Raw genomic sequence first — 25,584 nt, 5'->3', positions numbered from 1 at the left:
CAATTTGCCTTGGAAAGCGGAACGGGCAAACACCATTCCCTACCGTTCATTCAAAATCTCAATTATACTTAACGAGACCAAAACGCTCACACCTAATGTAGGGGCGGGGTTCCCTCCCCTACGAATACCCTACAAGCCCCGTTATCTACTATTGGGATTTTTCAAATACTACGCGAGGACATTTAAACGGGAAAATCCATTTAAAGATTATGCGTTATAGGTGTTGGAGGTGGTGTTGCCGCCTTCGCCAGTCCAGTTGGTGTGGAAGAATTGACCACGGGGCTGGTCAATGCGTTCGTAAGTGTGGGCACCGAAGTAGTCACGTTGGGCTTGGAGCAGGTTGGCAGGCAGAGCAGCGGTGGTGTAACCGTCGAAATAGTTCAAAGCGGCACTCATGGTGGGCACAGGCACACCAGACTTGGCAGCCAGCGCCACCACGTTACGCCATGCAGGAATTAAGCCCAACATGGTGTCTTTGAAATAGGGGTCGAGGATGAGGTTTTCCAATTCAGGATTGGCATCAAAGGCTTCTTTGATTTTCCCCAAGAACGCAGAGCGGATGATACAGCCGCCACGCCACATCAGGGCGATGCCACCGTAGTTCAAGTTCCAACCATACGCTTTGGCAGAGGCACGCATCAGCGCATAGCCTTGGGCATAGGAGATAATTTTAGCGGCATAGAGTGCCTTGCGGATTTCTTCAATCAAGGCTTCTTTGTCACCTTCGTAAGCGGGGATGGTTTTGGGGTAGGCAGCTTCTGCGTTGACACGTTCTGTTTTCAAAGAAGACAGGTAGCGTGCAAACACAGCTTCGCCAATCAACGTCAGGGGCACCCCTTGGTCAAGGGCAGCAGTGGCCGTCCATTTGCCAGTACCCTTTTGGCCTGCGGTGTCAAGGATTTTATCCACCACCACTTCGCCATTTTCAGCGGTATAGCCCAGAATATCACGGGTGATTTCGATGAGATAGCTATCCAGCTCCCCTTCGTTCCACTTGGCGAACACGGGATACATATCGCCAGCAGACATACCCAACACATCGCGCATCAGCTGATAGGCTTCACAGCACAGCTGCATATCGCCATATTCAATGCCGTTGTGCACCATTTTCACAAAGTGACCTGCACCGTTTTCACCCACCCAATCACAGCAGGGAGAACCGTCTTCCACCTTGGCGCAAATAGCTTGGAAAATAGGCTTAACCGCCAACCAAGCGGCTTCAGAACCACCGGGCATCATGCTGGGGCCTTTCAATGCCCCTTCTTCACCGCCAGAAACACCGCAACCCATAAAGAGTTTGCCAGTGGCTTCTACGTAAGCGGTACGACGCATGGTGTCGGGGAAGTGGCTGTTGCCACCGTCGATGATGATGTCGCCCTCGTCGAGCAAGGGGAGCAGTTGATCAATGGAGGCATCCACTGCATCACCAGCTTTGATCATCAGCATAATTTTACGGGGCTTTTCTAAATTTGCCACCAGTTCTTCCAAGGTTGTGCAACCGATGATGTTTTTTCCTGCGGCACGGCCTTGGACAAAGTTGGTGACCTTTTCGGTAGAGCGATTGTACACTGCCACGGTGAAGCCTTTGGATTCCATGTTCATCACCAGATTTTCGCCCATAACAGCCAGACCGATTAACCCAATATCAGCTTTTTTCATGTCATTCTCCTTATCGTTTCACACGGGCATTGCCCTTATAAATGCTAAAAACTTGATCTTCATCCACAGGGGTGGCATAGTCGCCATCCATGGTGGCGGCCAAAGCGCCAGAAGCCCAGCCGAATTGGAGCCACTTGTCGCAATCCCAGCCCTTCAAAATGGCGTAGAGCAACCCACTGACAAAGCCATCGCCGCCGCCAATGCGGTCGTAGACATGGATTTCACGGGGCTCTTCCACGTACCATTCACCGCCAGCGTACAAAATAGCACCCCACATATGTTCGTTGGCGCTGATGACTTGACGCAAGGTGGTGGCATAGGTGGTGGCGTTGGGATATTTTTCTTGGACACGCAAAATCATTTGCTTAAAGCTTTCGATTTTGTCGCCAATTTCGTGACCGCCAGCATCGGGGCCTTGGATGCCCAGTGCCAATTGGAAATCTTCTTCGTTGCCGATGAGAATATCTGCCAAAGAAGCAATTTCAGCAAAAGCGGCAGACAATTCCTCTTCACGGCCTTTCCAGAAAGAGGCACGGAAGTTTAAGTCGAAGGAAATACGCGTGCCGTTGGCCTTGGCAACCCGAGCCAGCTCCACGCAGAACTTGCTGGTTTCAGGGCTAAGCGCTGCAAACAAACCAGACAGGTGAATGATGTTCACGCCTTCTTTGACGAAGATGCGTTCAATGTCGAACTCGTCCATAGAGATGGTGCGGCCTACCTCGCCAGAGCGGTCATTCCACACACGGGGGCCACGCATACCAAAGCCGCCGTCAGCAATGTTGAATTGGTGGCGATAACCCCAAGCGCCTCCTTGGTCAACCTCGGCACCTTCGTAGCCGATGTTACGGGCACGCAAATCAGCCTTGATGATCCAAGCCACAGGGCTTTCAGCCACAAACTTACTCATCACCATGGTGCGCAGACCCAAAGAAGCAGACACATTGAGCACGTTGGACTCGGCACTGGTGGCCTTCATGACAAATTGGTCACTGGTGTGGGCAGGTTGGCGATTCATAGGGGTAATACGCACCCCCATGCTGGTGGGGCAAACTAAATCATAGCGAAATTGTCTACTCATAGCTGGTATAATCCTTTCGACGTCATATGAATTTTTGTGGGTTTTCTCAATTTTTCAAACCTAATATATCTAGACGTAGTATATCATACACAAAAGCCATTGACAAGGGATTTGCCATATCTTGTATAAAAATTTGTCTGACGTATTGTACTCTGTACAAAAACCCTGCCAAGTCAACCTTGGCAGGGTGAAAAATACGATTATCCAAGCACAATATCCACAATTTTTTGGGCTGTGGACACCAGATAAGCTGGATTGTAGGCTTGCAGTTGGTGGGCATCTCGAAAGCCCCATGTGACGGCGCAGGCTGGCAAACCTGCATTTTGTGCGGTTTCCATGTCGGTGTCACTGTCCCCTACATATAATGTGGTGGCCTTGTCAACACCCATGGCGGCAAGCACACGCTCCGTGCCTTCCACGCTGGGCTTTAGGGACACCCCTTCTTCTTTTCCTTGAGCATAGACAAAAATATCGGGGAAGTAATGTTCCACTAGTTTTTGGCAAAAGCAGTGTTGCTTGTTGGAATAGACCCCCATGGTGATGCCAGCCGCTTTGAGCTGTTGCAACATCTCCAGCACTTGGGGGTAGGGACATGTGCAATCCATGTTGTGGGCTTTGTAATATTGCGTAAATTGTTGCAAAGCCGTAACCATCAACAACGGGCTGTGTCCACCAGAGGGCGCCAAACTGCGCACCAAATTGGGGATGCCATGGCCTACCAAACTACGGATTGAGGTCTGGTCGTGCTCTGGCCAGCCGTTTTGCTTACATACATAGTTGGCGGCATCGGTCAGGTCTTCCAAGGTATTTAAAATGGTACCATCTAAATCGAAAATCACAGATTTGAACATTGGATATTGCCTCATTTCTTGTCGGTTTCATTTGTTTATCTTTTACATAAATTTTATCAAAATTATACAAATTATACAACGGTAAATAGATAAAAAAACCCAAAAAAAGCACTGGAAAATCCAGTGCTTTTCAGCATTTAAACCAAAGGTAAACTTCTCCAGCCAGCATTTGTGAGAACATGGTGATGGGTGAACCCACAAGATTGAGCAAGGGCGGCCCCGTCTGCCATGCCAGCGATGATGGCGCTAGCGCTGTGGGCATCCGCCGTGAGGACAATACGCCCCCCGCGTTTTTGCCATGCCTGCAAAATAAAAGGTGCTGGGTAAATCCGCCCATATTTGGAAAGAGCGCCACTGTTCACCTCTAACACCGTGGCTTCTACATCCACAGTTTCCAAGGCATCTAATGCTATATTTTGATAAATCAGGCTGTTTTCATTGAAAAACCGCCCATTTTCATTCAGCTTTACGATTAAATCAAAATGCCCCAAAATAGGTGGATTTTTCCGCGCCACTTGACAAACCATGCGGTAATAGGCCGCCACAAGCATCAGCGCGCTCCCAGCAAACACCGTGTCGATGCAGTGTTGCAACTTCTGCCCATCCCAATCGATGGCGTGATAGGTGTTGGTTTTGGGGTCGCACAAATTGTGAACACTACCAATCCAATAGTCCAAGGTTTCCAACTCTTGGGACGCCATATCCGAGGTCGCATCCCATTCTAAACCCAACAAAACATCCATTTTGTCTTTGTAGCACAGGCGCATCGTCTCCACCTGTTCACGATAGGCAGACAAATCAAGTTCTAAGGTATGCCCTGCGTCAAAAGGTGCAGGGGTGTGACTGTGGCAAGATACCCCATAGACATCCACCCCAGCCCCATAAGCGGCTTTGGCCATGTCTACCAAAGAATCTGCCCCATCGCAAAGGGTTGCGTGGGTATGCAAACTGGAAATCATTGCATACGCTCCTGCTTGACTTTAGTGTCCACCACGTGGCGGCCTTCTAGCTCACGGGTGATGTCTTCCACGCTAATGCCCATTTCCACCATCAGCACCATGACGTGATAGCACAAATCAGCGATTTCATACACGGTTTCTTCACGGTCGTTTTTCGCCGCACCGATGATAGCTTCTGTGCATTCTTCGCCCACTTTTTTCAAGATTTTATCCAGACCCTTGTTAAACAAATAGGTGGTGTAACTGCCTTCTTGAGGGTCGGTTTTCCGACCTGCAATCAAGTCATACAGGGCTTCGTAGCTAAATTGTTTCAGCTCCTCAGACACGTACACCGTGTCAAAAAAGCAGCTCTCAGCCCCTGTGTGGCAGGCTGGGCCCGTTTTCACCACTTCCACCACCAGTGCGTCTGCGTCGCAGTCAGCTTTGATGGATACCACCTTTTGCACGTTGCCAGAGGTGTCGCCTTTGCGCCACAATTCTTGACGGCTACGGCTCCAGAAACAGGTGCGCCCTTCAGCCAAAGTGATGGCATAGCTTTCAGCGTTCATGTAGGCCAAGGTCAGCACCTCTTTGGTGTAGTGGTCTTGGACGATGGCAGGGATGAGACCTTGTTGGTCAAATTTTAAGTTCATGGTTGGTTTCTCCTTATGATAATGTAATCAAATACGGTGGTAGGGGAGGGGTTCCACCCCTTCCCCCAGGGTATGCAATATCTTGGGGAACGGGAGGGAACCCCTCCCCTACAGATGCCATTTCAAATATGTGGCACGGGACTTACGGGAACGGGAGGGGGTGGGACCCCTCCCGTACAAAATCATTGCAATCAAAACATTGTATCACATCCGCATGGGGACGCCTTTTGCGGATAAAAATGCTTTCAAATCACGGATGGCCACTTGCTCAGAATGGAAAATGGAGGCTGCCAAGCCTGCGTCGATGCCTTGGTGGGTGAACAGCGTTGCAAAGTCTTCCATGCACCCAGCGCCACCGCTGGCAATGATGGGCACGGTAACACGGGCGGCAAGTGCGTCTAGCATTTCAAGGTCAAAGCCTTGTTTCACCCCGTCGGTATCGATGGAGTTGAGAACGATTTCCCCAGCACCATTGGCAACGCCTTGCACCGCCCAGTCCAACGCGTCAATGCCTGTGTCTTCACGACCGCCTTTGGCGAACAGGCGGAATTGCCCATCCACACGCTTCACGTCCATGGATAACACCACGCACTGGTCGCCGTATTTTTTAGCGGCTTCCCCGATTAAATCAGGGTTGCGGATGGCGCCAGAGTTGACGCTCACCTTGTCCGCCCCACATTTGAGCACACGGTCAAAATCCTCCACGGTGTTGATGCCACCGCCTACCGTCAAGGGAATGAAAATTTCACTGGCCACTTGGCGCAGCACATCGGTGAACAGATTGCGTCCTTCAAAGGAGGCGGTGATGTCGTAAAACACCAGTTCGTCCGCCCCAGCTTGGTTGTAAAACCGCGCCATTTCCATGGGATCTGCCACGTCTTTAATGCCTTCAAAATTGGTTCCCTTCACCACCCGTCCGTTTCGCACGTCAAGGCAAGGGATAATACGTTTTGCCAACATAAAGTCTATCTCCTTTAGGTTGCCATTGCGTCAATGGCGTCTTTCAAATCCAAGGTACCAGCATAGAGCGCCTTGCCCAAAATAGCCCCGTAACAGCCGTAGTCTTTCAGCGTTTTCAACTCAGCGATAGAGCCCACACCGCCACTGGCGATGACCTTGAGCCCCTCCATTTGGGTCAGGCGCTGATAGAGGGCAAGGTTGGTGCCTTTTTGCGCACCATCGCAGGCAATATCAGTATAAATCACTGTGGAAATACCAACTTCAAGCAGTTTTTTGCAGAAATCTTCACCTTTTAGGCTAGAAACTTCTTTCCAACCATGGGTGGCGATGTAGCCGTCTTTGGTGTCCACACCCACGGCAATTTTGTCGCCGTAGAGCTTGCCCATACGGGCGGTAAAGTCGAAATCTTGGACGGCAACCGTGCCTAAAATCACACGGCGCACACCAAGGTCGAGGTAGGTTTTGATGCGGTTTTCATCCCGAATACCGCCCCCCACCTCAATGTCCAAACCTTCAATTTGGCAGAGATTGCGGATGGTTTCAAAGTTAGATAAGGTGCCGTCTTTGGCGCCGTCCAAGTCCACCACATGGAGGTTGGTGGCCCCTTTGGCCACAAACTCTCGCGCCACAGCGCAAGGGTCTGCGTTGTAAACGGTCATTTGATCGTAATCGCCTTGGAACAAGCGCACAACCTCGCTATTTCGCAGGTCGATGGCAGGTAAAATGTGCATAAGGGTTTCTCCTTTGTTGTTCAAATCTCGGCAAAACTTTTGAGCAATCTCAATCCTGCATCACCAGATTTTTCGGGGTGGAATTGGGTGCCCCAGACGTTGCCGTTTCGCACCACGCCTGTCACGTTGACACCGCCGTAGGGCGATGTGGCTAGCGTGGAGGCTTCACAATTGCGGGCGTAAAAGCTATGGACATAGTACACGTATTCGCCGTTTTTGAAATGGGCGAACAAGGGGTCATCTTTACAAATTTCAAGGCTGTTCCAGCCCATGTGAGGGATTTTCAGCGCAGGGTCGTTGATATCCTCACGCAAGGACACCACTTCCCCCTTCACAAAGCCCAAGCCTTGATGCACGCCGTATTCATAGCCCGTTTCCAGCAGCAACTGCATCCCAAGACAGATGCCCAAAAAGGGCTTTTTCTTGGCCTCTTCTTGGAGCACAGGCACCAGACCTGTGGCATCTAACTTGGCACGGGCATCACCAAAGGCACCCACCCCTGGCAGGATGATACGGTCGGCTTGTTGCAAGGTGGTCACGTCGTTGGTGACCATGGTTTCTAGCCCCAAATATTGCAGGCTAGAGGACAGGGAAAACAAGTTCCCCACCCCGTAATCGACAATGGCAATCATAGATTCTCCTTATAGCACACCTTTGGTGCTGGGAATTTCATGGGCGTGTTTTTCGTCGATGGACACGGCCTGTTTCAGCGCCCGTGCCGCACCCTTGAACACACCTTCTAAAATATGGTGAGAATTGGTGCCTTCTAGCTGACGAATGTGGAGGGAGCAGGGGCAGTTGCGCACAAAGCCCAACCAAAACTCCTCTGCCAATTCACAATCGAAGGACCCTATTTTTTCTGTTGGCAAATCCACACGCCAACCCAGATAACTGCGCCCAGACAGGTCGACAGCACATTGAATCAGGGCTTCATCCATAGGCAACAGCCATTGCCCAAAGCGGCAAATACCTTGCTTGTCACCCAAGGCTTGCCAAAAGGCTTGCCCCAGCACAATGCCGATGTCTTCCACCGTATGGTGGTCGTCCACATGGGTGTCACCATTGCATTGCACCCACAAATCAAAGTCTCCGTGCTTGGCAAAGGCGGTGAGCATATGGTTTAAAAAGCCCACCCCTGTATCCACGCTGGACACGCCGTTGCCGCGGATGTTGAGCGTCAAGGCGATGTTGGTTTCGGCCGTAACACGTTGTAATTCAACAGTTGACATGGCTTATTCTCCTTCCAAAATCCGTTCCAAAGTTTCCACCAAAATCTCCATTTGTTCCATAGAACCGATGGTGATGCGGCAATGGTTGTCAATCTTGGGGGCATCGAACCAACGAACCAGCACCCCTTCAGACTTTAAGGTCTGATACAATTCCTTGGCAGGCTTGGTGTCATGGGTGGCGAAAATAAAGTTGGCCACAGAGGGCACCACGGTGAAGCCCAGTTCTTCCAAGGCGGACACTGTCCAGCTGCGAACCGCCATCACAGAGCCTGTGCAAGCCTTGAAATAGGTGTCATCTTCCACCGCTGCCACGCCAGCGGCAATGGACAAACGGTTCAAGTTATAGGGATTAAAGCTATATTTGATACGGGTAATATCGCTGATAAGTGCAGGGCTACCCAAGCCATAGCCCACACGACCGCCAGCCAAGCTGCGGCTTTTAGACATGGTTTGCACGATGAGCAAATTGTCGTAGCGATACAGCAGGGGCAGACAGCTTTCGCCACCAAAATCGATGTAGGCTTCGTCCACAATTACCACACGGTCGGGGTCTTTTTCCAATAACCGCTGGATGTCAGCGATGGGAATTTGGCGACCAGTTGGGGCATTGGGGTTGGCAATGACAATGGTGGCATCCAAGTCCATGTAATCGTCTACGTTCAGCTCGAAGCCATCACGCAGAGGAACGACGATGGACTCTAAATCGTACAGTTTCGCCCAGACTTTGTAGAAGCCATAGGTAATGTCGCTGTAGGCCACGGGCTTGCCCTTGCCACAGAAGGCACGGAAGGCAAAGGCCAAAATTTCATCAGAACCGTTGCCCAAAACGATGTTTTCTGACTTCAAATCGTAATAGTTTGCCAGTGCCGTCACCAGTTTGGTGCAGTCAGGGTCCGGGTACAGGTTGAGGCGCTGAATTTCCCCTTTGGAAATGGCCTTCACCACCCGAGGAGAGGGTGGAAAGGGGCTTTCGTTGGTATTGAGCTTGACATATTGTTGGTCTTGGGGTTGTTCACCGGGGGTATATGGGGAGAGGATACTGGCTTCAGCAGTGAGAAAACGGCTCATGAGGGGCTCCTCCTTAAACTAAAAACTAAGAGTGAATAGTGAAAAACGATCGCCTGCGGGCGGGATGGGCACGGGGGCGGGACGTCGAGGACACCGTCCCCTACAGATAAGGGTTTTAATGGATTGTGATGTAGGGGGCGGCGTCCCCGACGCCCCGTTCCCATGAATTGCAAAAACCTACGATTACTTACACCGCACGCTCACGCTGTGACCGTGGGCGTGTAGGCCTTCACGTTCTGCAAAATCTGCAACTCTAGGCGCTACTTTTTCTAGGGCGGTGGGGGTGTAATACAAAAAGCTGGACTTTTTCACAAAATCGTCCACGCTCAAAGGACTGGAAAACCGCGCCGTACCAGCGGTGGGCAAGGTGTGGTTGGGGCCTGCGAAATAATCACCCATGGCTTCTGGGGTGTAACGCCCCATGAAAATGCTGCCTGCGTTACGGATTTGGCTGAGCAAGGCAAAAGGATCGTCTACGCACAATTCTAAATGCTCAGGGGCAATGTGATTCACCGCTTCCACAGCTTTGTTCATATCAGTGGTAACAATGATTTTACCATTGTCGTCAATGGATTTGCGCGCAATGTCCCCACGGGGTAACAGCGCCAATTGACGCTCCACTTCCGCTTGCACCGCCATCGCCAAATCGGCACTATCGGTGACCAGCACCGCAGAGGCCAACACATCGTGCTCCGCTTGGCTCAGCAAATCGGCCGCCACCCATTCTGGGTTGCTTTTGCCGTCTGCCAACACCAGAATTTCACTGGGGCCAGCAATCATATCAATGTCCACCGTGCCGAACACTTTGCGCTTGGCAGTGGCCACGAAAATACCACCAGGGCCGACAATTTTATCCACCTTGGGCACCGATTCTGTGCCGTAAGCCAGAGCCGCCACCCCTTGGGCGCCCCCAGCTTTCACAATCAAATCCACCCCTGCCAACTTGGCCGCCGCCAACACTTGGGGGCAATGTTGCCATTTTTGTCAGGAGGGGTCATCATGACAATTTGGCTCACCCCAGCCAATTTGGCAGGGATGGTGTCCATCAACACCGAAGATGGGTACGCCGCCGTGTTACCGGGGACGCAGATGCCCACCTTTTCGATGGGGGTGTACCGTTGCCCCATGACCACCCCGTCTTCTTTGGTGAGGACAAAGTCGTTGTGGCGCTGTTTTTCATGGAAAAAGCGGATGTTCTCTGCCGCTTGTTGTAAGGTTTCTAAGAAATAGTCGTCCATGGAGGCCAAGGCGGCCTCCATTTCAGCCTCACTCACCAGCAAATCCGTCAACTCCGCCCCATCAAAACGATGGGTATAGTCTAGCAAAGCGGCATCGCCACCTGCGCGGATGTCAGCGATGACAGCGTCCACTTTGTCGCCCACATCCACTTCTGCTTGGATGTCACGGTTTAAGATTTCACGCAGAGTGACTTCTTCAAAGTTTAGCAACTTCATCATTGGTCATCACCTGCCAATTTCCCTAACAAGGTTGTGATTTCCTTGGTTTTAAACTGATAACTGGCGCGATTGGCAATGAACCGTGCGGAAATGGGCATAAACTCTGTCACCACGCCCAAATCATTTTCACGCAAAGTGGAGCCAGTTTCCACAATGTCTACAATCACGTCAGAAAGTCCTAACAATGGTGCCAACTCAATGGAACCATTGAGTTTGATGATGTCGATGTCACGACCTTGGCTGGCGTAATAGGCCTTGGCAATGTTGACAAACTTGGTGGCCACACGCAATGTACGGCTGGCATCGTCCACGAAGCCATTTTTCGCCGCCACACACATACGGCATTTGCCCAGACCAGTGTCCATCAGCTCGTACACATCGGCGCCAGACTCTTCTAAAATATCCTTGCCCACAATACCGATATCGGCGGCACCGTGTTCCACGTAAATGGCCACGTCGCTGGGTTTCACCAAGAAATAACGGATGCCAGCGGTGACATTTTCCACCACCAGCTTGCGGCTGTCGTTGTAATCCTCTTCACAGCCATAGCCCACAGCGGCAAGGAGGTTATACACCTTGTCCCCAAGCGCCCCTTGGGCAGCGCCACATTCAGCATGACAGGGGCATCTTTTTGAGGGGCATCTGCCAATTCCAAGCGGCTCATTTCGTCCAGATATAAGGCGAAACCGATGGCACGGTTACCAGCGCGGAACTGCTCCACCAATGGGTCATAGCGCCCACCACGGAGCACGGCACGGGGCAGACCATCTAAATAGCCTTGCATCACAAGGCCATTGTAATATTCCATATCGTTGACCAAAGACAGGTCAATTTTCACCACACCAGCTTGTTCGCCCAAGGCGGTCATCAAGGCAGTCAACTCGTCTAGCGCATCCCCCATGGGGGCATTCAACGCCAAAGGTGCGGCGGCGCTGAGCACCGTTTGCCAGTCTCCAGACAGACCAATCAGCTTGCCCAAAGCCTCCAGCCCTTGGCGAGACAATCCAGCGTCACTGGCCACTTGCTCTAATTGGTGGATGCTTTTGTTGCGGATGCTCTGGAGGAGGGCAGGGCGCAGGTTGGCAGGTGCGCCCACAGCGTCCAACAATCCTGTCACAAAGCCCATGTGGCTCAATTCCAAGGCAAAGGGCACCTGTGTGGTGGCAAGGCTTTCAATGGCAAGACCCACCACCTGTGCCATATCCTCTTGAGACACAGCACCGATGCACTCCACCCCCATTTGACTAATTTCTCGGAAGGTGTGGCTCTCTTGGCTGGGGCGGTACACATTTTCAGAGTAGTAATATTTTTGCACTGTACCAGCCTCTGGCTTGGCATTTTTGGCAATGGACAACGTCACATCAGGCTTCAACGCCAACAGCCGACCGTCCAAATCGGTAAAGGTCAGCACTTGTTCGCTGGAGAGGAAACGGCGATTTTCCTGATACAGGCCGTATTCTTCAAAACGACCCATGCGGTATTTTTGATAGCCAAAATCTTCATATAAAAGCCGTAATTTCAAAGAAACCTGTTCTTGTGGCTTGAGTTTATTTAAGTTAAATTCCATGGTGTCCTCCTAAATATGGGTGGGGTGTTGGGGTGCTTCATATCCGTGCCCTCTGTAGGGGCGACCTGTGGTCGCCTGTTGGCATTTTATCCTATAACCCCATTATACTTCATTATGGTAGCGTTGTAAAGTGGTAATTCGGTGTTTCGCAAAATTTTACAAATACCAATCTTGATATTTGCCTTCTTTGGCAAACACACCACCTTCTTGCGCCACAAAACCGTGGCGGTCTAAAAAGCCAGCGTCAACGCACCCACCATGGATATACACGGTGTCACAGTCCATGGTGCGGTAAAACATCACCCCTTGGCCTAATAATTGACCGCCAAAACCATGGTTGCGCCATGGTTCCAACAAACCCATGGCGCCAATACAGCCCTTGCCCTGTTCCGGCAACAGCTGTATAAACCCAATGGGTTCTTCTTGGCGGTAAGCCAACAGGCAGTGACCACCTTCTAATTGCAAGCCAAATTGGCGATTGACCTCTTCAGCCGAGACCGTCTCAAAGCGAGCACCAGGCTGAACAGCGGTTGGGCGAACAACGCCATTATCCAGCTCTGCCAAATGAGAATCATCGTCACGGAAACGGACGGTGATGACGTCGCCCTCTACCTCTAGGCAAGACACAGCGGTGTTGCCGCCTGTGGGGCTTTTGTCCAGTTCAGTGTGACTCATGCCCTGTAGCTTCCCAAGGAGCAAACGGATGGCGTAGCCGTGGGAAAACAGCGCCACCGTTTGGTTGGCATGGCGCTTGGCAATATCGCACACAGCTTCTTCCATACGGGCGATGACGGCACGGGGATCTTCGCCACCTTCCATCTCCCATGCAAACAAATCATGGCTAAACTGATGGGTTTGGGTGGGGTATAGGCGAATCAAATCCCCCCATGTTTGCCCTTCCCACACGCCTACGTTGATTTCTCGCAGCCGTAGCTCACGGTGCAAGGGTAGGTTGTGGGCTTGGAAAATAGACGTGGCCGTGGCACAGGTGCGGTACAAGTCGCTGGCATATACAGCGTCAATATGCACATCGGCGAAGCGTTTTTCCACGCAGGCCACCTGTTTCCAACCACGGGGCGTCAACAGGGAATTATAATGACCATGGGCGATGCGATAGCGGTTGCCCTCCGCTTCGGCATGGCGAATAAAATATATGGTTGTCATGCTTGAGTCCTCACATTTAAATGTAAATTTTACACACTGTCCATAGTATAGCCTTTTTTACTGTTATTGGCAATGGATTTTGGCGATTAATATCACTTTTGTAGGGGTATACTAAGTCAACCGCAAAGGAGGGTTTTGATATGAACAGTTGTTACGGATTTTTAGCAGGATTGGGCGCTGGCATGGTGGTTGGCGCAGGGGTTTCCATGATGAATCCTAAAAAGAGCAAGCAGGTCAAGTGCCAAATGGAAGATAGTTTTCAGCGTTTTGGCTCTGCCATGGAAGACGCCATGATGGCTATGCGAGAAGAATTGCATCATGGGTAAACACAAGGGGGTTGGCAGTTTGTGTCACCCCCTTGAAAAATTTTTTTGACTTTTTGCAAAGAAAGGCTTGACTTTTCCGCCAAGTTTGATATAATAACATAGCTGTCTGATTTGACAGCACGATAAGTCAATACGACTTGGAGAAGTCGCCTAGTTGGTCGAGGGCGCATGATTGGAAATCATGTAGGCCCCTAAAGGGTCTCGAGGGTTCGAATCCCTCCTTCTCCGCCACAAACCCTGTAAACGCAAGTTTGCAGGGTTTTTTGTCGTTTTTCACAACTTTTCAGCCCATTTGAAGCTACGAGAAATCCGTATGAAATTGCCAGTTCTACCATAGTTCTACCATAAGACAAATTATGCGTTTTCTGGGGCGGTTTTGGATGGTGGTTTGGGATGGTTCAGCGGTGCTAAAATGCCATCCATCACACCCACTGCACCCTCTTGCATTTCGGTGACCACATGGGAGTAGGTATCCAATGTGATGCCAATGGAGGAATGCCCCAGCATGGAGGATACAATTTTTGCAGGTACAGCATTGCGAAGCATCAAGGTGGCATTGGTATGGCGCAGGTCATGAAAGCGGATAGGTGGTAACTGGGCTTGCTCCAATGCGTCCTTGAAACGGTGTTGCAGTGCGTTGGTGGTAAGGGGTGTTCCGTCTTCTCGACAGCAAACCAAATTGTAGGGGTTATACCCCCGTCCTGCAATGGTGGCAATATCTTGTTGCTTTGAAAGTGCACTTTCAAGGGCTATCATGAGGGCTTGAGGAATGAGCAAGGTTCTTCGGCTGTTCTTGGTCTTGGTGGGTTGCAGGGAAAAACCATCTTCGGTGAATAGGGCAGAGTGTCGCACGGTCAAGGTGGCATGGTGCATATCCACATCATCCCACTGCAGAGCCAACACTTCACCACGGCGCAAGCCAAGAGTGACAGCAAGGAATACAGGTAGATAGATGGGTTGCCCCCGACACCCTTCCAAAAGGGTCAGGGTGTCCGTGGGCGATAGGGTGGTAGCTTCGTAGTGGTTCACCCGTGGAGGGTCTACAAAATCCGTGGGATTGCGTGGTATCAGTTCTTGCTTCACAGCTGTGGCAAAGGCTTTGTGTAGATTGTTGTGAATGTAACGTACCGAGGTTTTAGAAAGCCCCTTGTCAGTGAGCGTGGTATAGAGCTGTTGTATCTCCGCTGGCTTGATTGCTTGCAAGGGGATATGTCCGATGTAGGGAAGCATATGCTTGCGTACGTTGGTGCGGTAGCTGTTCAAGGTGTTGGGTGCTAGGTTGATGGTACAGTAGCCATCTATCCACCCTGTCAAATACTGCTCCATGGTATCACCTGTGATGGTGGGTGCTTTGGGTGCGTTTTCCAGTTCTTGAATACGGGTACGCAAAATGCGTTCAGCTTCTCGCTTGGTGCTCCAACTGCCTTCCCATTTGCGTTTCCATTTGCCAGTGGCATCCTTGCCGATGTAATAGTGGATGTACCAACGGTTCTTTTTCTTTGTCATGCCACCTGTCATGCGTGTTTACCTCCTGTGATGCAAAGTCCAATCCAGTCCATCAACGCTTGGCGAGGGATGATACAGCGGTTGCCTAGCTTGATATGGGGAATGGCATCTTCGTTGATGAGTTGATATACCTTGCTTGTGCTGATGCGTAGAATACTAGCGGTTTCCTTCACCGTCAATAGTGGATGTTCCATAGGTCATATCCTCCTTGTCACAAAAATAGGGTAGGGCATCTTCAGCGTTTGTGAAGTGCTTAATCCGTACATAGTCATTTTCAAAATCTGGTTCAAAGTTTTCTTTCATATCGCCACGGTGTATCAGCGTAGCACGAGCTAAGCCCTTGGACGCATAGTATACGTGATGGTTCAAGGCTACACTGGAATCCTGCAACTGCTTAGTGATGTACTTGGTCATGTAGGATGCACAGCGGTCATGGGCTATAATCTGTTCCACGGTGACCCAACCGAAGGTAGAAGCATAAGCACCCCAGTTGTAAATCATCCGCTTTTGGCTTAGCATCCGCTTGATGTTGCTGGGGATGTTGTCAGCCATGGTAAAGAGGGTGAGGGCTTGTAAAGGTAGCCCCATCAATAAGCCGTGCATATGCCAAGCGCCATTTTTGTGGGGTTCTGGTATCAACAGGTAGCGCACTTGATAGCCCTTGCGTGTGTTGTAGTTGTTCAGCCATTTAGATAGCTGTTTTTGATAAGCTGGCAGGTTGTTGCGGTCAAACTTTTCTGGGGAGATGGTAAGGGTGATGAAATATTCCCAAGGGTTGCACAGTGCCAATTCGTGAATACGACTTTTAGAGCGTGATAGGCTTTGCGCCATCTTGCTAGAATTACCAGCACTTCCCTTCTTGCCCTTGGTGGGGTTCCCTCGTTCTTCAAAGCCTGCACTGCGCACGCAGCGCAGGTGAATGAGCCGATAGGCGGTGGGGGTGTACTGCTTCAAAAAGCCTACGTTTTGTTGGTAGACACTGTTCTTTGAATAGCCAAGTCCGTTCATGGGTTCCTCCTAAATAAGTAAAATATGTTACTATGTCAAGTAAGGGGAACGGGGGATGCACACGGTTGCGACCGTGTGGCACCCACGGGGAACGTGTGCCGACCGCTTGAGCGGTCAACACACATTCCCCATGGGTAGAGGGTCTACCCCTTGGGCTTTCCGAAAATACGGAAAACTCGTGTTCCTATTGTGTATTATACGAGTTATTCGTAGTAAATGCAATAGAACGGGAGGAATCCTACGATTTTCTCGTATTTGTACAAAAATAGCTACGGGTTTTTGGTATAATTTGAAAAATTCGTATAAAAACAGTTGAAACTACGAGAAATCCGTGGTATAGTGTTTAGGAAAGGCGGTGGTATTATGAGCGGCGAATATGAATTATCCAAATATGAATTAATGGCGATTCAAGGAGAGTTTGGCGAATACCTAGCAAAACCATTGACCAAGCAAGAACGTATGGAAGTGGTTGGGGAAGCTATGGAAGCCACACGGAAACGGGCAGGATTTACCCAAAAAGACCTGTGTGACGTGATAAGGTGCAAACCCCAAACCTACAGCGGTTATGAAAAAGGAAAGTATGAGCCTTCTTTGGAATTGCTGGTGCGCTTGTCCCATCTGTATGATGTTTCCCTTGATTACCTACTTGGGAAGTATGACGGTATTGAAGAATTGCAAGACGAATGGGTCACGCTTAAAATTGCGGAAGAAATAGAGAATCCAAGTCCTGAAATATTGGCAAATCGCTTGTATGCACTAGAGCATCAATTTGCGGAAATGAAAGCAAAATACGGTGAATAAGCACCCCCGTGGCAACAATAAAGGAGTGCCCCTCACATTAGAGGGGCACTCCTATTCTTTGTTGGCCAGCGGTGTGGGCTTGGTTCTACCATGGGTTCTACCATCCGTTCTACTAAGGGCAAAAACTGGGTGTAATGATATGAAACAATAGGCGAAAAACACGAGAAACCCGTATAAAATACGAGAAATCTATAGGGCTTATTTTTGGAAATCATGTAGGCCCCTAAAGGGTCTCGAGGGTTCGAATCCCTCCTTCTCCGCCAAAAAACACACCACTTACGTGGTGTGTTTTTTTCTGTCGAAGGAGGGTCGTCTGCGGACGGGCTGATTTTAATACGGGCGGAACCTACGGTTCCCCCGCACCCCCTCCCTTTGGGGCGGCAAAAGTTGGAACCTGCGGTTCCGCCTTTTGGGGGCGTGGGGGTAACGGCAAAAGTTGGAACCTGCGGTTCCGCCTTTTGAGGGCGTGGGGGTATGGCTATCCATAAAAAAACCGCCTTAGGTTGCTTGCAACCTAAGGCGGTTTTTGTTGGTTTACAGTGCCACGTATTTGAGCACAAACAGCACAGCCAGCACATACATCATGGGGCTGATGCCCTTGCGTTTTTCGCCACCAGCGATGACGTTAATCACCACATAAGAAATGGTGCCCAGCGCAATGCCTTCCGAAATAGAATACATAAAGGGCATGGCAATCAGGCAGATATACGCAGGAATGGCTTGGGTCAAATCATTGAAATCCACCTTCAACACAGAGCTGACCATCAAAAAGCCAACGATAATCAGAGCAGGCGCCGTGGCAAAGGAGGGAATGGCAAGGAACACTGGGGACAAAAACAGTGCCAACCCAAACAAAATGGCACTGGTGACAGCGGTCAAGCCAGTGCGTCCACCTTCGGATACACCAGAAGAGCTTTCCACATAAGTGGTGGTGGTGGACGTACCTAACAATGCACCAACAGAGGTGCCCAATGCGTCAGCCATCAACGCGCCGCGAATTTTAGGCAGTTTCCCATCTTCATCCAGCATATCCGCCTTGGTAGCCACCCCAATGAGTGTGCCCAAAGTATCGAACATATCCACAAACAAAAAGGCCAACACCACCACGATGAAATCAAGGGTCAGCACTTGTGAAAAGTCCACTTGCATCAGCGTGGGTGCCAAGCTAGGGATGGACAAACCGCCAGAGAAGTCAGGCAACAAAGAATACATGCCCAAGTCGAAGTTGGGGACGTACAGCCCAGTGAGCTGGCAGGCAATACCCGTCAGCCAAGTGCCCAGAATACCAAACAAAATGGCACCCTTTACCTTGCGCACCATCAACATGGCCGTGAACAAAGTGCCCAAGAAAGCCAGCACCACAGTGATGCCCACGCTGCTAAATTCGCCAGTTTCAATGCTAGAGTGGAAGGGGTACACAGACACCATGGTGGAAGAATTGCTGACCACCAGATTGGAGTTTTGCAGGCCAATGAAGGCAATGAACAAGCCAATGCCCCCAGACACAGCGTGCTTCAAGCTCATGGGAATGGCATTGAAAATAGCCTCACGGACATTGGTGACAGACAAAACGATGAAGATGATGCCTTCCACGAACACCGCCGCCAACGCCACTTGCCACGTGTAGCCCATAGACAGCACCACAGTGTAAGCAAAATAGGCGTTCAGCCCCATACCAGGTGCCAACACAAAGGGGTAGTTAGAAAACCATGCCATGAACAAAGTGGCCACCATGGAGGCCAGAGCAGTGGCAGTGAACACAGCGCCAGCATCCATACCAGCGGCTGCCAAAATGGGTGGGTTCACAGCCAAAATATAGGCCATGGTCATAAAGGTGGTAATCCCTGCCATTACTTCAGTTTTCACGTCGGTGCCATGCTCTTTAAGGCGGAACAAGCGGTCTAAGGTTTGATTCATAAAAATCCTCCTATTTGAAATCATTGTTTTCTTTTCCATTTTTAGACAAAAATTGTTTGGTCACAAAAAACTCTGTAAGGCAATTGTACTGAGTTTGACCCACATTGTCAATAGAAATAGGGCAACCTTTTATGCAAATTCTGGCAATTCTGCATAATTCACAAAAAAGTTACACAAAAATGGTGGATACTTCCAGTTTGAAAGTATCCACCATTTCAGGCTTGTCAAAAAAGACGCCATGCGTGGCTAGTCGAGCTCCCCCGAGCAGGGTTCTTTGACACGCCGAAGAAGTAGATACTTCCAATTTGAAAGCATCTACTTCTTCACTCATTTTTATTCCCAAATTTCCTTATCAGGGTCATTTCTATGGTTATAATTCCCATTAAAAGACTCTTTTGCGATTTCAAAGTAGGCAACCTCAGAGGTCTGATAGAGCGGCAAATAGAAACACATCACCACCAGCGACCACAACCCAATGATGAGATTTTGTACCAACAGCGACTGGGGGATGAGCGAGGCAATGGACACCACTTCAAAAGCAGAACCATAGAGCACAAAGGTTGGTAGCTGTGCCAGCAACATCCACGGTATAAAACTTAAGTCCAACATAAACACTTGCAGTTTATACCCTTTGGTTTGTTTCTTGCTCAAAGCAAGCGCCTCACCAGCAGATAGTTCTGGGTTTTCGCACAGATTTAGCAGTGCGAACCGATAACGATAGGCGGCGATGATGCCTGGGAAGACAAAAAGCAAACTCCATGCCCACACATAGAAAAACTCCAGAATCATCAACGAGACAATTTTACTGGCAAAGGCAAACCCATCAAACAAATTGCCAAAATCCATGTGTTCACCTTTGTAGATACCCATACAATACAAAGTATACCCAGCGGTGAGAACTTGGAGCATCAGCGTAACTAAAATGGAGACGAAGGTGCCAACAATCAGCAGTGGCTCAAGCGCCACACTTGCCATATCAAAGGCCAAGGAAAATAAACTCATACTGGGCAAAAACGTGGTGCAAACAGATAAAAACATGGAGATGCCCAAATAAAATACTGTCAGCGCCTTGGGACTGACCTGTGCCGTTTTCAACAGTTGCTTATTTTCCCGTTTAACCTGCTTGCGGTCAATCATGGTATAGTGCATAAAGGCCTCCTCATTCCATGGGTATACATATAATATAGTATATCGGGGCACTTTGTCCCCTCTACTTTTCTCCCTCAGTATACCATATAGCGTGGCCTGTCGCAAGGGCATTCTTTTGGTTAGTCATGTAAAACTACCCAGAATAACGTCTCTCTGGCAAAAATGGCGCACTTTTCTAAAAAAATAATCATTAACAGTCTAGACATTTTTGGAAATTCGGTGTAGAATGTAAAGCAGTATGGGAATATAGGGGATTTGGGATAAAAATTTATCCCTAGGGAGACCCCTGTATCCAGAGAAAAAATGAGGTGAAGACAATGGCACAAGCTTTTTTCGGCGGCGTTCATCCCCATGACATGAAGGCAGCCACCAACGAAAAGGCCATCGAGCAACTGGCACCCCCAGTGCAAGTGGTCATCCCCATGTCTCAACACATCGGCGCACCCTGTAAACCTGTGGTTGCAGTGGGCGATTTGGTGAAGGTTGGGCAACGTGTGGGCGAACCCGGCGGATTTGTTTCTGCAGCCGTCCATGCCAGCGTATCTGGTAAGGTTGTCGCTGTGGAGCCCCGTCCCTATTCTATGGGCGGCAGTATGATGTCTGTGGTCATCGAAAACGATTTCCAAGACACCTTGAGTGAAGAAGTGGTAGCACCTAGCGACCCTTCCACCCTGAGCAATGAAGAAATGATCGAACTGGTGAAAAACGCTGGTATCGTGGGTATGGGCGGCGCAACCTTCCCCACCCACATCAAGATTTCTGGCGGTATTGGCAAGTGTGACACCGTGATTATCAACGGCGCAGAATGCGAACCTTACATCACTGGTGACCACCGTGCCATGCTGGAACGCACAGAAGAAATTCTGGGCGGTGCCGCCCTCCTTGCCAAAATGTTCGGCTTGGACAAGGTACATATCGGCGTGGAAGACAACAAGCAAAACGGCATCGATGCGATGAACGCTATGATTGCCGCAGAGAAATTCCCTGTGGAAGTGGTGTCTTTGCACTGCCGTTACCCACAAGGTGCTGAAAAGCAACTCTGCCAAGCGGTCACTGGCCGTCAAGTGCCTCCTGGCACTCTGCCCTCTGAAGTGGGTTGCGCTGTGTTCAACATCAACACCACCATGGCTATTTACCGCGCCATCACCCAAGGTATGCCTGTGGTGAAAAAAGTGGTGACCATGTCTGGTTCTGGTATGGTGGAACCCCGTAACTTGGAATGTCCCATCGGCACCCCCATCTCCTACCTGTTCGACGCTTGCGGTGGTTTGAAAGACAACACCTACAAGCTGGTCATGGGTGGCCCTATGATGGGTATGGCCCAATACTCCACCGATGTTCCCGTGGGCAAGGGCACTGGCGCAATGCTGGCCTTCTGCGAAAACGAAGAACAACACGTGGACGCACCCCAATGTATCCGTTGCGGCAAATGCGCTGGCGTGTGCCCCATGAAACTGCAACCTTTGTTCATGTATCAATATGCCTCCAAGAATATGTTGGACGAACTGGAAGATGCCCGTATTATGGACTGCATGGAATGCGGTGCCTGTACTTACACCTGTCCTGCTCGTTTGCACTTGGTGCATATGTTTAAAACTGGCAAGCAAAAACTAGGCGCTAAGAAAATGGCAGAAAAAGCTGCCGCTGAAAAAGCCGCCGCTGAAAAGAAGGAGGCTTAATCACAATGAAAAACGATTATAAAGCATTAAAGCTGATTGTCACCTCCTCCCCCCACATCCGCTCTAGCGAAAACACCCGCTCCATCATGCTGGATGTGATTATTGCATTGCTCCCCGCTTCTGGGTTTGCTATTTGGCTGTTTGGTCTGCAAGCTCTGGTGGTGATGGCTGTGTCCGTCATCGGCTGTGTGGCCTTTGAATGGCTCTACCGTCACTTTATGAAGCAACCCCAAATGGTGGGCGATTTGTCTGCTGTGGTCACTGGGTTGTTACTGGCTCTGGTGTGCCCTGTGTCCATTCCTCTGTGGACCTTGCTCATCGGCGACTTCTTTGCCATCGTGGTTGTCAAACAACTCTTTGGCGGCATCGGCAAAAACTTTGTCAACCCTGCATTGGCTGGTCGTGCCTTCTTGGTGGGCAGCTATGCTGGTTCTATGACCACTTGGATTTACCCCAACGGCGGTAAGTTCCCCCTGTTTGGCACCGCTGCTGACATTGTCACTGGCGCAAGCTACAACGGCGTGGACGTGATGACTGGTTCCACCCCTATGGCTTACTTGGCCGCCAACGATGTGGCCAGCATGCACTACAGCGTGGCTGATTTGTTCATCGGTACCATCGGTGGTTCCATGGGCGAAGTGTCTGCCCTGATGCTACTCATCGGTGGCGCATATCTGCTGTGGCGCAAGGTCATCACTTGGCACATCCCCGTGGCCTACTTGGGCAGCGTGGCTGTGCTGGCATTGGTCTTCAACCGCGGCAACGACCCCATCGAATGGATGCTGTTGAACCTGTTCGGCGGCGGTGTGATGCTGGGTGCCATCTTCATGGCTACCGACTATGCCACCTCCCCCATCAGCAAAACTGGTCAACTGGTCTTCGGTATTGGTTGCGGTGTGTTCACCGTGTTTATCCGTTACTTCGGCGCCTTGAACGAAGGCGTTTGCTACTCCATTATGGTTATGAACTTGTTGGTGCCTCTGATTGATGCCCACATTCGCCCCACTCGTTTTGGTGTGGTAAAAGCCAAAAAGGAGGGAGCTGCAAAATGAGCAAAGAAAAAGTAGTGATTGACCCCAAATATGTACTGGTACTCACCGCCAAACTGGCAGTGACCTGTATCATTGTGGCTGGTCTTCTGGGCTTGGTGAACAATGTCACCGCAGGCCCCATCGCAGAAATCAACAAAGCAAAAACCGAAGCTGCCATGCTGGCAGTGGTGGAAGACGCTTCCTCCACCTTCACCGACGCTCTGGAAATCACCGCTGCTATGAGCGATGCCGCTACCCCTTATGGTGGCACCATCACTGAAGCTTACGGTGTGCAAGTGGGCGGCGCCGACGCTGGCTATGCAATCAAAGTGGTTGCTGGCGGTTCTCAAGGCGACATCGAAATGATGGTTGGCATCGACGCTGATGGCGCTGTCACTGGCGTCAGCGTGGTTACCCACTCTGAAACCTCTGGTATCGGCGATAAGGTCACTGGCAACCAAGATGGTGTGCTGGACCAATTCATCGGTATGAGCCACGACACTGATGGCGACTTCGTCATGGGCGGCAACGTGGATGCCATCTCTGGTGCAACCGTGTCTAGTAAGGGTGTGACCAAGGGTGTCAACGCAGCAGTGGCCGCAGCAGCGGTCATGGGCTAAGAAAGGGGAATGTGAAAATGAACTTCGGTAAACAATTGAAAGAAGGTTTGTGGAGCAACAACCCTGTTTTGATTCAACTCTTAGGCCTTTGCTCTGTGTTGGCTATCACCACTTCTGTTATCAATGGTTTGGGCATGGGTGTGTCCGTGTTGATTATCTTGACACTGGCCAACATCGTTATCTCTGCCATTCGTAACTTGGTGCCTACCAAAATCCGTATCGCCATGTTCATCGTGGTGATTGCAGGCTTTGTGACCATGGTTGACTTGCTGTTGCAAGCCTTCCTGCCCTCCATCGCTGAATCTCTGGGCGTGTTCATCCCCTTGATTGTGGTGAACTGCATCATCTTGGGTCGTGCTGAATCCTTCGCCTATAAAAACGGCATTGCCGCTTCCGCTATGGACGGCATCAGCCAAGGCTTGGGCTACATCTGGGTCATGGTGCTGATGAGCAGTATCCGTGAACTCTTGGGCGCTGGCTCTCTGGCTGGCATCCAAATCATCCCCTCTGACTATCCTGCATTGTTGATGACCCTGCCTGTGGGCGGCTTCATCGTGCTGGGCTGTATGATTGCGGCTATGCAATGGATTCAAGCCAGACCCAAAGCTGATAAGGAGGGCAAATAAAAATGGATTTCATGAACTTACTGTCGATTACGTTGGGCGCCATTCTGGCTAACAACTTTATCTTCTCCCAATTCTTGGGCATTTGCCCCTTCATGGGCGTTTCTAAAAAGGTTGACACCGCTGTGGGTATGGGCTTTGCCGTTACCTTCGTTATGGCACTGGCTTCCGCCATCACTTGGCTGATCAACAACTTGATTTTGGTCCCTCTGGGTCTGGAATTTATGCAAACTGTGGCTTTCATCTTGGTCATTGCATCTCTGGTGCAATTCATCGAAATGTTCCTGCAAAAGTCTGTTCCTTCTCTGTACAACGCGCTGGGCGTGTTCCTGCCCCTGATTACCACCAACTGCGCTGTGCTGGGTGTTGCTCTGTTGAACATCCAAAACGGCTACACCTTCATTGAATCTGTAGTCTATGGCATCACTGGTGGTCTGGGTTTCTTGGTTGCTATCGTCCTGTTCGCCAGCATCCGTGAACGTCTTGTCTTTGCCACTCCTCCCAAAAGCTTTGAGGGCTTCCCCATTGCGCTGGTGACTGGTGGTTTGATGGCATTGGCATTCATGGGCTTCTCTGGCCTGAGCATCGGTTAAGGAGGAGAAGAAAATGACGATTGTATTTGCGATTATTGTTCTGGCTGTGTTGGGTGCCATTTTTGGTTGCGCTCTGGCCATCGCCTCTAAGGTTTTCGAAGTGGAAACCGACCCCCGTTTTGACCAAATCATGGACTGCCTCCCCGGTGCAAACTGCGGTGGTTGCGGCTTCACTGGTTGTGCCGCCGCTGCCAATGCCATCGTGGATGGCAAGGCTGGCGTAGGCGTTTGCCCTGTGGGTGGCGCTGATTGTGCCGCTAAAATTGCGGATGTGATGGGCGTGGAAGCTGACGCTTCTGAACCTCACGTTGCCTTTGTCAAGTGTAACGGTGGCACCAATGCCAAGAAGAAATTTGAGTACATTGGTGTGCAAGATTGCTTGGCCGCTACCAAAATCGGCGCTGGCCCTCTGGAATGTAACTTTGGTTGCTTGGGCTTTGGCTCCTGCGTCACCGCTTGCGCCTTCGGTGCTATCTCCATCGGTGAAAATGGCTCTGCTGTGGTGGATGCTTCTAAATGTACCAACTGTATGGCTTGCGCCACTGCTTGCCCACGGAAGCTGATTGTCTCTGTCCCTGCCTCTAAAAAGGTAATGGTGTCTTGCGCCAACAAGGACAAAGGCGTCACCGCCCGTAACGTCTGTGACAACAGCTGTATCGGCTGTGGTTTGTGCGTAAAGGAATGTAAATTCGGTGCCATCTCCGTGGTAGACGGCGTGGCTGTCATCGACTATTCCAAGTGTAAAAACTGCAAGCTGTGTTCTAAGGTTTGCCCCCGTGATGCCATTTTCCCCATTGCAACTGCAGAGGAAAAAGAAAAGTATAAGGCCATCAAAAAGGCACAAGCTGAAAAAGCAAAAGCCGCCGCTGCTGAAGCTGCCGCCAAGGCCGCTCCTGCTGCTGAATAAGCCATTCATTGCAAACAAAAAGTCCGATGACCAACAGGTCATCGGACTTTTTTTAGCATAAGCGCACAA

At 50.4% G+C, this 25,584-nt stretch carries 26 protein-coding genes, 1 tRNA gene and 2 pseudogenes; 9 read left to right on the top strand and 20 right to left on the bottom strand.

The window, feature by feature from the left end; all coding sequences use genetic code 11:
- Nucleotides 1–207: 207 nt before the first annotated feature.
- The 14 genes and pseudogenes from gnd to RFF05_RS12160 form a co-directional block, all read right to left on the bottom strand.
- Nucleotides 208–1,659: a decarboxylating NADP(+)-dependent phosphogluconate dehydrogenase gene (gene gnd / locus RFF05_RS12225; RefSeq protein WP_409967352.1), complete on the bottom strand. Its 1,452-nt coding sequence runs from the start codon at nucleotides 1,657–1,659 to the stop codon at nucleotides 208–210.
- Nucleotides 1,660–1,669: 10 nt separating this feature from the next.
- Nucleotides 1,670–2,737, bottom strand: coding sequence for a sugar kinase (locus RFF05_RS12220; protein ID WP_409967351.1), 1,068 nt, complete (start codon nucleotides 2,735–2,737; stop codon nucleotides 1,670–1,672).
- 200 nt (nucleotides 2,738–2,937) lie between these two features.
- Nucleotides 2,938–3,588 (bottom strand): HAD family hydrolase, encoded by a 651-nt coding sequence (locus tag RFF05_RS12215; protein ID WP_409967350.1) that lies wholly within the window; start codon nucleotides 3,586–3,588, stop codon nucleotides 2,938–2,940.
- 137 nt (nucleotides 3,589–3,725) lie between these two features.
- On the bottom strand, nucleotides 3,726–4,547 hold the full coding sequence (locus RFF05_RS12210; protein ID WP_409967349.1) for a PHP domain-containing protein: 822 nt from the start codon (nucleotides 4,545–4,547) through the stop codon (nucleotides 3,726–3,728).
- A pseudogene (hisIE, locus tag RFF05_RS12205) lies at nucleotides 4,544–5,182 on the bottom strand (bifunctional phosphoribosyl-AMP cyclohydrolase/phosphoribosyl-ATP diphosphatase HisIE); the annotation flags it as partial. The gene RFF05_RS12210 and the pseudogene hisIE, both read right to left, overlap by 4 nt.
- 201 nt (nucleotides 5,183–5,383) lie before the next feature.
- Nucleotides 5,384–6,139, bottom strand: coding sequence for an imidazole glycerol phosphate synthase subunit HisF (gene hisF, locus RFF05_RS12200; protein ID WP_409967348.1), 756 nt, complete (start codon nucleotides 6,137–6,139; stop codon nucleotides 5,384–5,386).
- A gap of 14 nt (nucleotides 6,140–6,153) precedes the next feature.
- Complete coding sequence (gene hisA / locus RFF05_RS12195) at nucleotides 6,154–6,870, bottom strand: 1-(5-phosphoribosyl)-5-[(5-phosphoribosylamino)methylideneamino]imidazole-4-carboxamide isomerase (RefSeq protein WP_409967347.1); 717 nt, start codon at nucleotides 6,868–6,870, stop codon at nucleotides 6,154–6,156.
- Nucleotides 6,871–6,890: 20 nt separating this feature from the next.
- Nucleotides 6,891–7,502 (bottom strand): imidazole glycerol phosphate synthase subunit HisH, encoded by a 612-nt coding sequence (gene hisH / locus RFF05_RS12190; RefSeq protein WP_409967346.1) that lies wholly within the window; start codon nucleotides 7,500–7,502, stop codon nucleotides 6,891–6,893.
- A 9-nt stretch (nucleotides 7,503–7,511) separates the two neighbouring features.
- On the bottom strand, nucleotides 7,512–8,099 hold the full coding sequence (gene hisB / locus RFF05_RS12185) for an imidazoleglycerol-phosphate dehydratase HisB (RefSeq protein WP_409967345.1): 588 nt from the start codon (nucleotides 8,097–8,099) through the stop codon (nucleotides 7,512–7,514).
- A gap of 3 nt (nucleotides 8,100–8,102) precedes the next feature.
- Complete coding sequence (hisC, locus tag RFF05_RS12180; RefSeq protein ID WP_409967344.1) at nucleotides 8,103–9,167, bottom strand: histidinol-phosphate transaminase; 1,065 nt, start codon at nucleotides 9,165–9,167, stop codon at nucleotides 8,103–8,105.
- Nucleotides 9,168–9,350: 183 nt separating this feature from the next.
- Nucleotides 9,351–10,624, bottom strand: a pseudogene (gene hisD / locus RFF05_RS12175) (histidinol dehydrogenase).
- Nucleotides 10,621–11,199: an ATP phosphoribosyltransferase gene (gene hisG / locus RFF05_RS12170; protein WP_409967343.1), complete on the bottom strand. Its 579-nt coding sequence runs from the start codon at nucleotides 11,197–11,199 to the stop codon at nucleotides 10,621–10,623. The pseudogene hisD and the gene hisG overlap by 4 nt, the downstream one beginning before the upstream one ends.
- On the bottom strand, nucleotides 11,091–12,191 hold the full coding sequence (locus tag RFF05_RS12165) for an ATP phosphoribosyltransferase regulatory subunit (RefSeq protein ID WP_409967342.1): 1,101 nt from the start codon (nucleotides 12,189–12,191) through the stop codon (nucleotides 11,091–11,093). Before RFF05_RS12165 ends, hisG begins: the two co-directional genes overlap by 109 nt.
- A gap of 156 nt (nucleotides 12,192–12,347) precedes the next feature.
- On the bottom strand, nucleotides 12,348–13,355 hold the full coding sequence (locus RFF05_RS12160; protein ID WP_409967341.1) for a histidine phosphatase family protein: 1,008 nt from the start codon (nucleotides 13,353–13,355) through the stop codon (nucleotides 12,348–12,350).
- Nucleotides 13,356–13,495: 140 nt separating this feature from the next.
- Between RFF05_RS12160 and RFF05_RS12155 the strand changes: the two genes are divergently transcribed.
- Together RFF05_RS12155 and RFF05_RS12150 are read left to right on the top strand one after the other, a co-directional pair.
- Nucleotides 13,496–13,681 carry a hypothetical protein gene (locus RFF05_RS12155; protein WP_409967340.1) on the top strand — a complete coding sequence of 62 codons (186 nt, stop codon included), beginning with the start codon at nucleotides 13,496–13,498 and terminating at the stop codon, nucleotides 13,679–13,681.
- Between the two features lie 139 nt (nucleotides 13,682–13,820).
- Nucleotides 13,821–13,912 (top strand) — tRNA-Ser (locus tag RFF05_RS12150).
- A gap of 123 nt (nucleotides 13,913–14,035) precedes the next feature.
- On the opposite strand, the gene RFF05_RS12145 is transcribed toward RFF05_RS12150, so the two are convergent.
- The 3 genes from RFF05_RS12145 to RFF05_RS12135 are packed head-to-tail and all read right to left on the bottom strand — an operon-like array spanning nucleotide 14,036 to nucleotide 16,195.
- Nucleotides 14,036–15,187 (bottom strand): tyrosine-type recombinase/integrase, encoded by a 1,152-nt coding sequence (locus RFF05_RS12145; protein ID WP_409967339.1) that lies wholly within the window; start codon nucleotides 15,185–15,187, stop codon nucleotides 14,036–14,038.
- A gap of 8 nt (nucleotides 15,188–15,195) precedes the next feature.
- Entirely contained in the window at nucleotides 15,196–15,381 is a 186-nt protein-coding gene (locus RFF05_RS12140; RefSeq protein ID WP_409967338.1) for a helix-turn-helix domain-containing protein, read from the bottom strand.
- Nucleotides 15,344–16,195, bottom strand: coding sequence for a hypothetical protein (locus tag RFF05_RS12135; protein WP_409967337.1), 852 nt, complete (start codon nucleotides 16,193–16,195; stop codon nucleotides 15,344–15,346). The genes RFF05_RS12140 and RFF05_RS12135 overlap by 38 nt, the downstream gene beginning before the upstream one ends.
- A 363-nt stretch (nucleotides 16,196–16,558) precedes the next feature.
- On the opposite strand from RFF05_RS12135, the gene RFF05_RS12130 reads away from it, so the two are divergent.
- Nucleotides 16,559–16,996, top strand: coding sequence for a helix-turn-helix domain-containing protein (locus tag RFF05_RS12130; RefSeq protein WP_409967336.1), 438 nt, complete (start codon nucleotides 16,559–16,561; stop codon nucleotides 16,994–16,996).
- 534 nt (nucleotides 16,997–17,530) lie between these two features.
- Here the strand turns inward: RFF05_RS12130 and RFF05_RS12125 are convergent.
- The 3 genes from RFF05_RS12125 to RFF05_RS12115 form a co-directional block, all read right to left on the bottom strand.
- Nucleotides 17,531–18,913, bottom strand: a complete 1,383-nt coding sequence (locus tag RFF05_RS12125) for an NCS2 family permease (protein ID WP_409967335.1) — start codon at nucleotides 18,911–18,913, stop codon at nucleotides 17,531–17,533.
- A gap of 169 nt (nucleotides 18,914–19,082) precedes the next feature.
- Nucleotides 19,083–19,244: a hypothetical protein gene (locus tag RFF05_RS12120; protein ID WP_409967334.1), complete on the bottom strand. Its 162-nt coding sequence runs from the start codon at nucleotides 19,242–19,244 to the stop codon at nucleotides 19,083–19,085.
- 2 nt (nucleotides 19,245–19,246) lie between these two features.
- Nucleotides 19,247–20,062 (bottom strand): DUF975 family protein, encoded by an 816-nt coding sequence (locus tag RFF05_RS12115; protein WP_409967333.1) that lies wholly within the window; start codon nucleotides 20,060–20,062, stop codon nucleotides 19,247–19,249.
- Nucleotides 20,063–20,379: 317 nt separating this feature from the next.
- Here RFF05_RS12115 and rsxC point away from each other — a divergent pair, with 317 nt between their 5' ends.
- The 6 genes from rsxC to RFF05_RS12085 are packed head-to-tail and all read left to right on the top strand — an operon-like array spanning nucleotide 20,380 to nucleotide 25,515.
- Nucleotides 20,380–21,741, top strand: a complete 1,362-nt coding sequence (rsxC, locus tag RFF05_RS12110) for an electron transport complex subunit RsxC (protein WP_409967332.1) — start codon at nucleotides 20,380–20,382, stop codon at nucleotides 21,739–21,741.
- Nucleotides 21,742–21,746: 5 nt separating this feature from the next.
- Complete coding sequence (locus RFF05_RS12105; protein ID WP_409967331.1) at nucleotides 21,747–22,793, top strand: RnfABCDGE type electron transport complex subunit D; 1,047 nt, start codon at nucleotides 21,747–21,749, stop codon at nucleotides 22,791–22,793.
- The gene (locus tag RFF05_RS12100) at nucleotides 22,790–23,392 is read left to right on the top strand and encodes an RnfABCDGE type electron transport complex subunit G (protein WP_409967330.1); all 603 of its coding nucleotides are present in this window, start codon (nucleotides 22,790–22,792) and stop codon (nucleotides 23,390–23,392) included. The genes RFF05_RS12105 and RFF05_RS12100 overlap by 4 nt, the downstream gene beginning before the upstream one ends.
- Nucleotides 23,393–23,409: 17 nt before the next feature.
- On the top strand, nucleotides 23,410–24,018 hold the full coding sequence (rsxE, locus tag RFF05_RS12095) for an electron transport complex subunit RsxE (RefSeq protein WP_409967329.1): 609 nt from the start codon (nucleotides 23,410–23,412) through the stop codon (nucleotides 24,016–24,018).
- Nucleotides 24,019–24,029: 11 nt separating this feature from the next.
- Nucleotides 24,030–24,608: an electron transport complex subunit RsxA gene (gene rsxA / locus RFF05_RS12090; RefSeq protein WP_409970114.1), complete on the top strand. Its 579-nt coding sequence runs from the start codon at nucleotides 24,030–24,032 to the stop codon at nucleotides 24,606–24,608.
- A gap of 13 nt (nucleotides 24,609–24,621) precedes the next feature.
- Nucleotides 24,622–25,515, top strand: coding sequence for an RnfABCDGE type electron transport complex subunit B (locus RFF05_RS12085; RefSeq protein WP_409967328.1), 894 nt, complete (start codon nucleotides 24,622–24,624; stop codon nucleotides 25,513–25,515).
- The last annotated feature ends 69 nt before the right edge of the window (nucleotides 25,516–25,584 follow it).

It is taken from the genome of Bengtsoniella intestinalis, from assembly GCF_039719005.1.
In the GTDB taxonomy this organism is placed as follows: Bacteria; Bacillota; Clostridia; order Oscillospirales; family Oscillospiraceae; genus Oscillibacter; species Oscillibacter intestinalis.
This window is presented reverse-complemented; position numbering and strand designations above follow the sequence as displayed.

Coding starts and splice junctions, on each gene's coding strand:
- gnd (WP_409967352.1), bottom strand. CDS start 1,659: ATGAAAAAAGCTGATATTGGGTTAATCGGTCTGGCTGTTATGGGCGAA.
- RFF05_RS12220 (WP_409967351.1), bottom strand. CDS start 2,737: ATGAGTAGACAATTTCGCTATGATTTAGTTTGCCCCACCAGCATGGGG.
- RFF05_RS12215 (WP_409967350.1), bottom strand. CDS start 3,588: ATGTTCAAATCTGTGATTTTCGATTTAGATGGTACCATTTTAAATACC.
- RFF05_RS12210 (WP_409967349.1), bottom strand. CDS start 4,547: ATGATTTCCAGTTTGCATACCCACGCAACCCTTTGCGATGGGGCAGAT.
- hisF (WP_409967348.1), bottom strand. CDS start 6,139: ATGTTGGCAAAACGTATTATCCCTTGCCTTGACGTGCGAAACGGACGG.
- hisA (WP_409967347.1), bottom strand. CDS start 6,870: ATGCACATTTTACCTGCCATCGACCTGCGAAATAGCGAGGTTGTGCGC.
- hisH (WP_409967346.1), bottom strand. CDS start 7,502: ATGATTGCCATTGTCGATTACGGGGTGGGGAACTTGTTTTCCCTGTCC.
- hisB (WP_409967345.1), bottom strand. CDS start 8,099: ATGTCAACTGTTGAATTACAACGTGTTACGGCCGAAACCAACATCGCC.
- hisC (WP_409967344.1), bottom strand. CDS start 9,167: ATGAGCCGTTTTCTCACTGCTGAAGCCAGTATCCTCTCCCCATATACC.
- RFF05_RS12165 (WP_409967342.1), bottom strand. CDS start 12,191: ATGGAATTTAACTTAAATAAACTCAAGCCACAAGAACAGGTTTCTTTG.
- RFF05_RS12160 (WP_409967341.1), bottom strand. CDS start 13,355: ATGACAACCATATATTTTATTCGCCATGCCGAAGCGGAGGGCAACCGC.
- RFF05_RS12155 (WP_409967340.1), top strand. CDS start 13,496: ATGAACAGTTGTTACGGATTTTTAGCAGGATTGGGCGCTGGCATGGTG.
- RFF05_RS12145 (WP_409967339.1), bottom strand. CDS start 15,187: ATGACAAAGAAAAAGAACCGTTGGTACATCCACTATTACATCGGCAAG.
- RFF05_RS12140 (WP_409967338.1), bottom strand. CDS start 15,381: ATGGAACATCCACTATTGACGGTGAAGGAAACCGCTAGTATTCTACGC.
- RFF05_RS12135 (WP_409967337.1), bottom strand. CDS start 16,195: ATGAACGGACTTGGCTATTCAAAGAACAGTGTCTACCAACAAAACGTA.
- RFF05_RS12130 (WP_409967336.1), top strand. CDS start 16,559: ATGAGCGGCGAATATGAATTATCCAAATATGAATTAATGGCGATTCAA.
- RFF05_RS12125 (WP_409967335.1), bottom strand. CDS start 18,913: ATGAATCAAACCTTAGACCGCTTGTTCCGCCTTAAAGAGCATGGCACC.
- RFF05_RS12120 (WP_409967334.1), bottom strand. CDS start 19,244: ATGAGTGAAGAAGTAGATGCTTTCAAATTGGAAGTATCTACTTCTTCG.
- RFF05_RS12115 (WP_409967333.1), bottom strand. CDS start 20,062: ATGCACTATACCATGATTGACCGCAAGCAGGTTAAACGGGAAAATAAG.
- rsxC (WP_409967332.1), top strand. CDS start 20,380: ATGGCACAAGCTTTTTTCGGCGGCGTTCATCCCCATGACATGAAGGCA.
- RFF05_RS12105 (WP_409967331.1), top strand. CDS start 21,747: ATGAAAAACGATTATAAAGCATTAAAGCTGATTGTCACCTCCTCCCCC.
- RFF05_RS12100 (WP_409967330.1), top strand. CDS start 22,790: ATGAGCAAAGAAAAAGTAGTGATTGACCCCAAATATGTACTGGTACTC.
- rsxE (WP_409967329.1), top strand. CDS start 23,410: ATGAACTTCGGTAAACAATTGAAAGAAGGTTTGTGGAGCAACAACCCT.
- rsxA (WP_409970114.1), top strand. CDS start 24,030: ATGAACTTACTGTCGATTACGTTGGGCGCCATTCTGGCTAACAACTTT.
- RFF05_RS12085 (WP_409967328.1), top strand. CDS start 24,622: ATGACGATTGTATTTGCGATTATTGTTCTGGCTGTGTTGGGTGCCATT.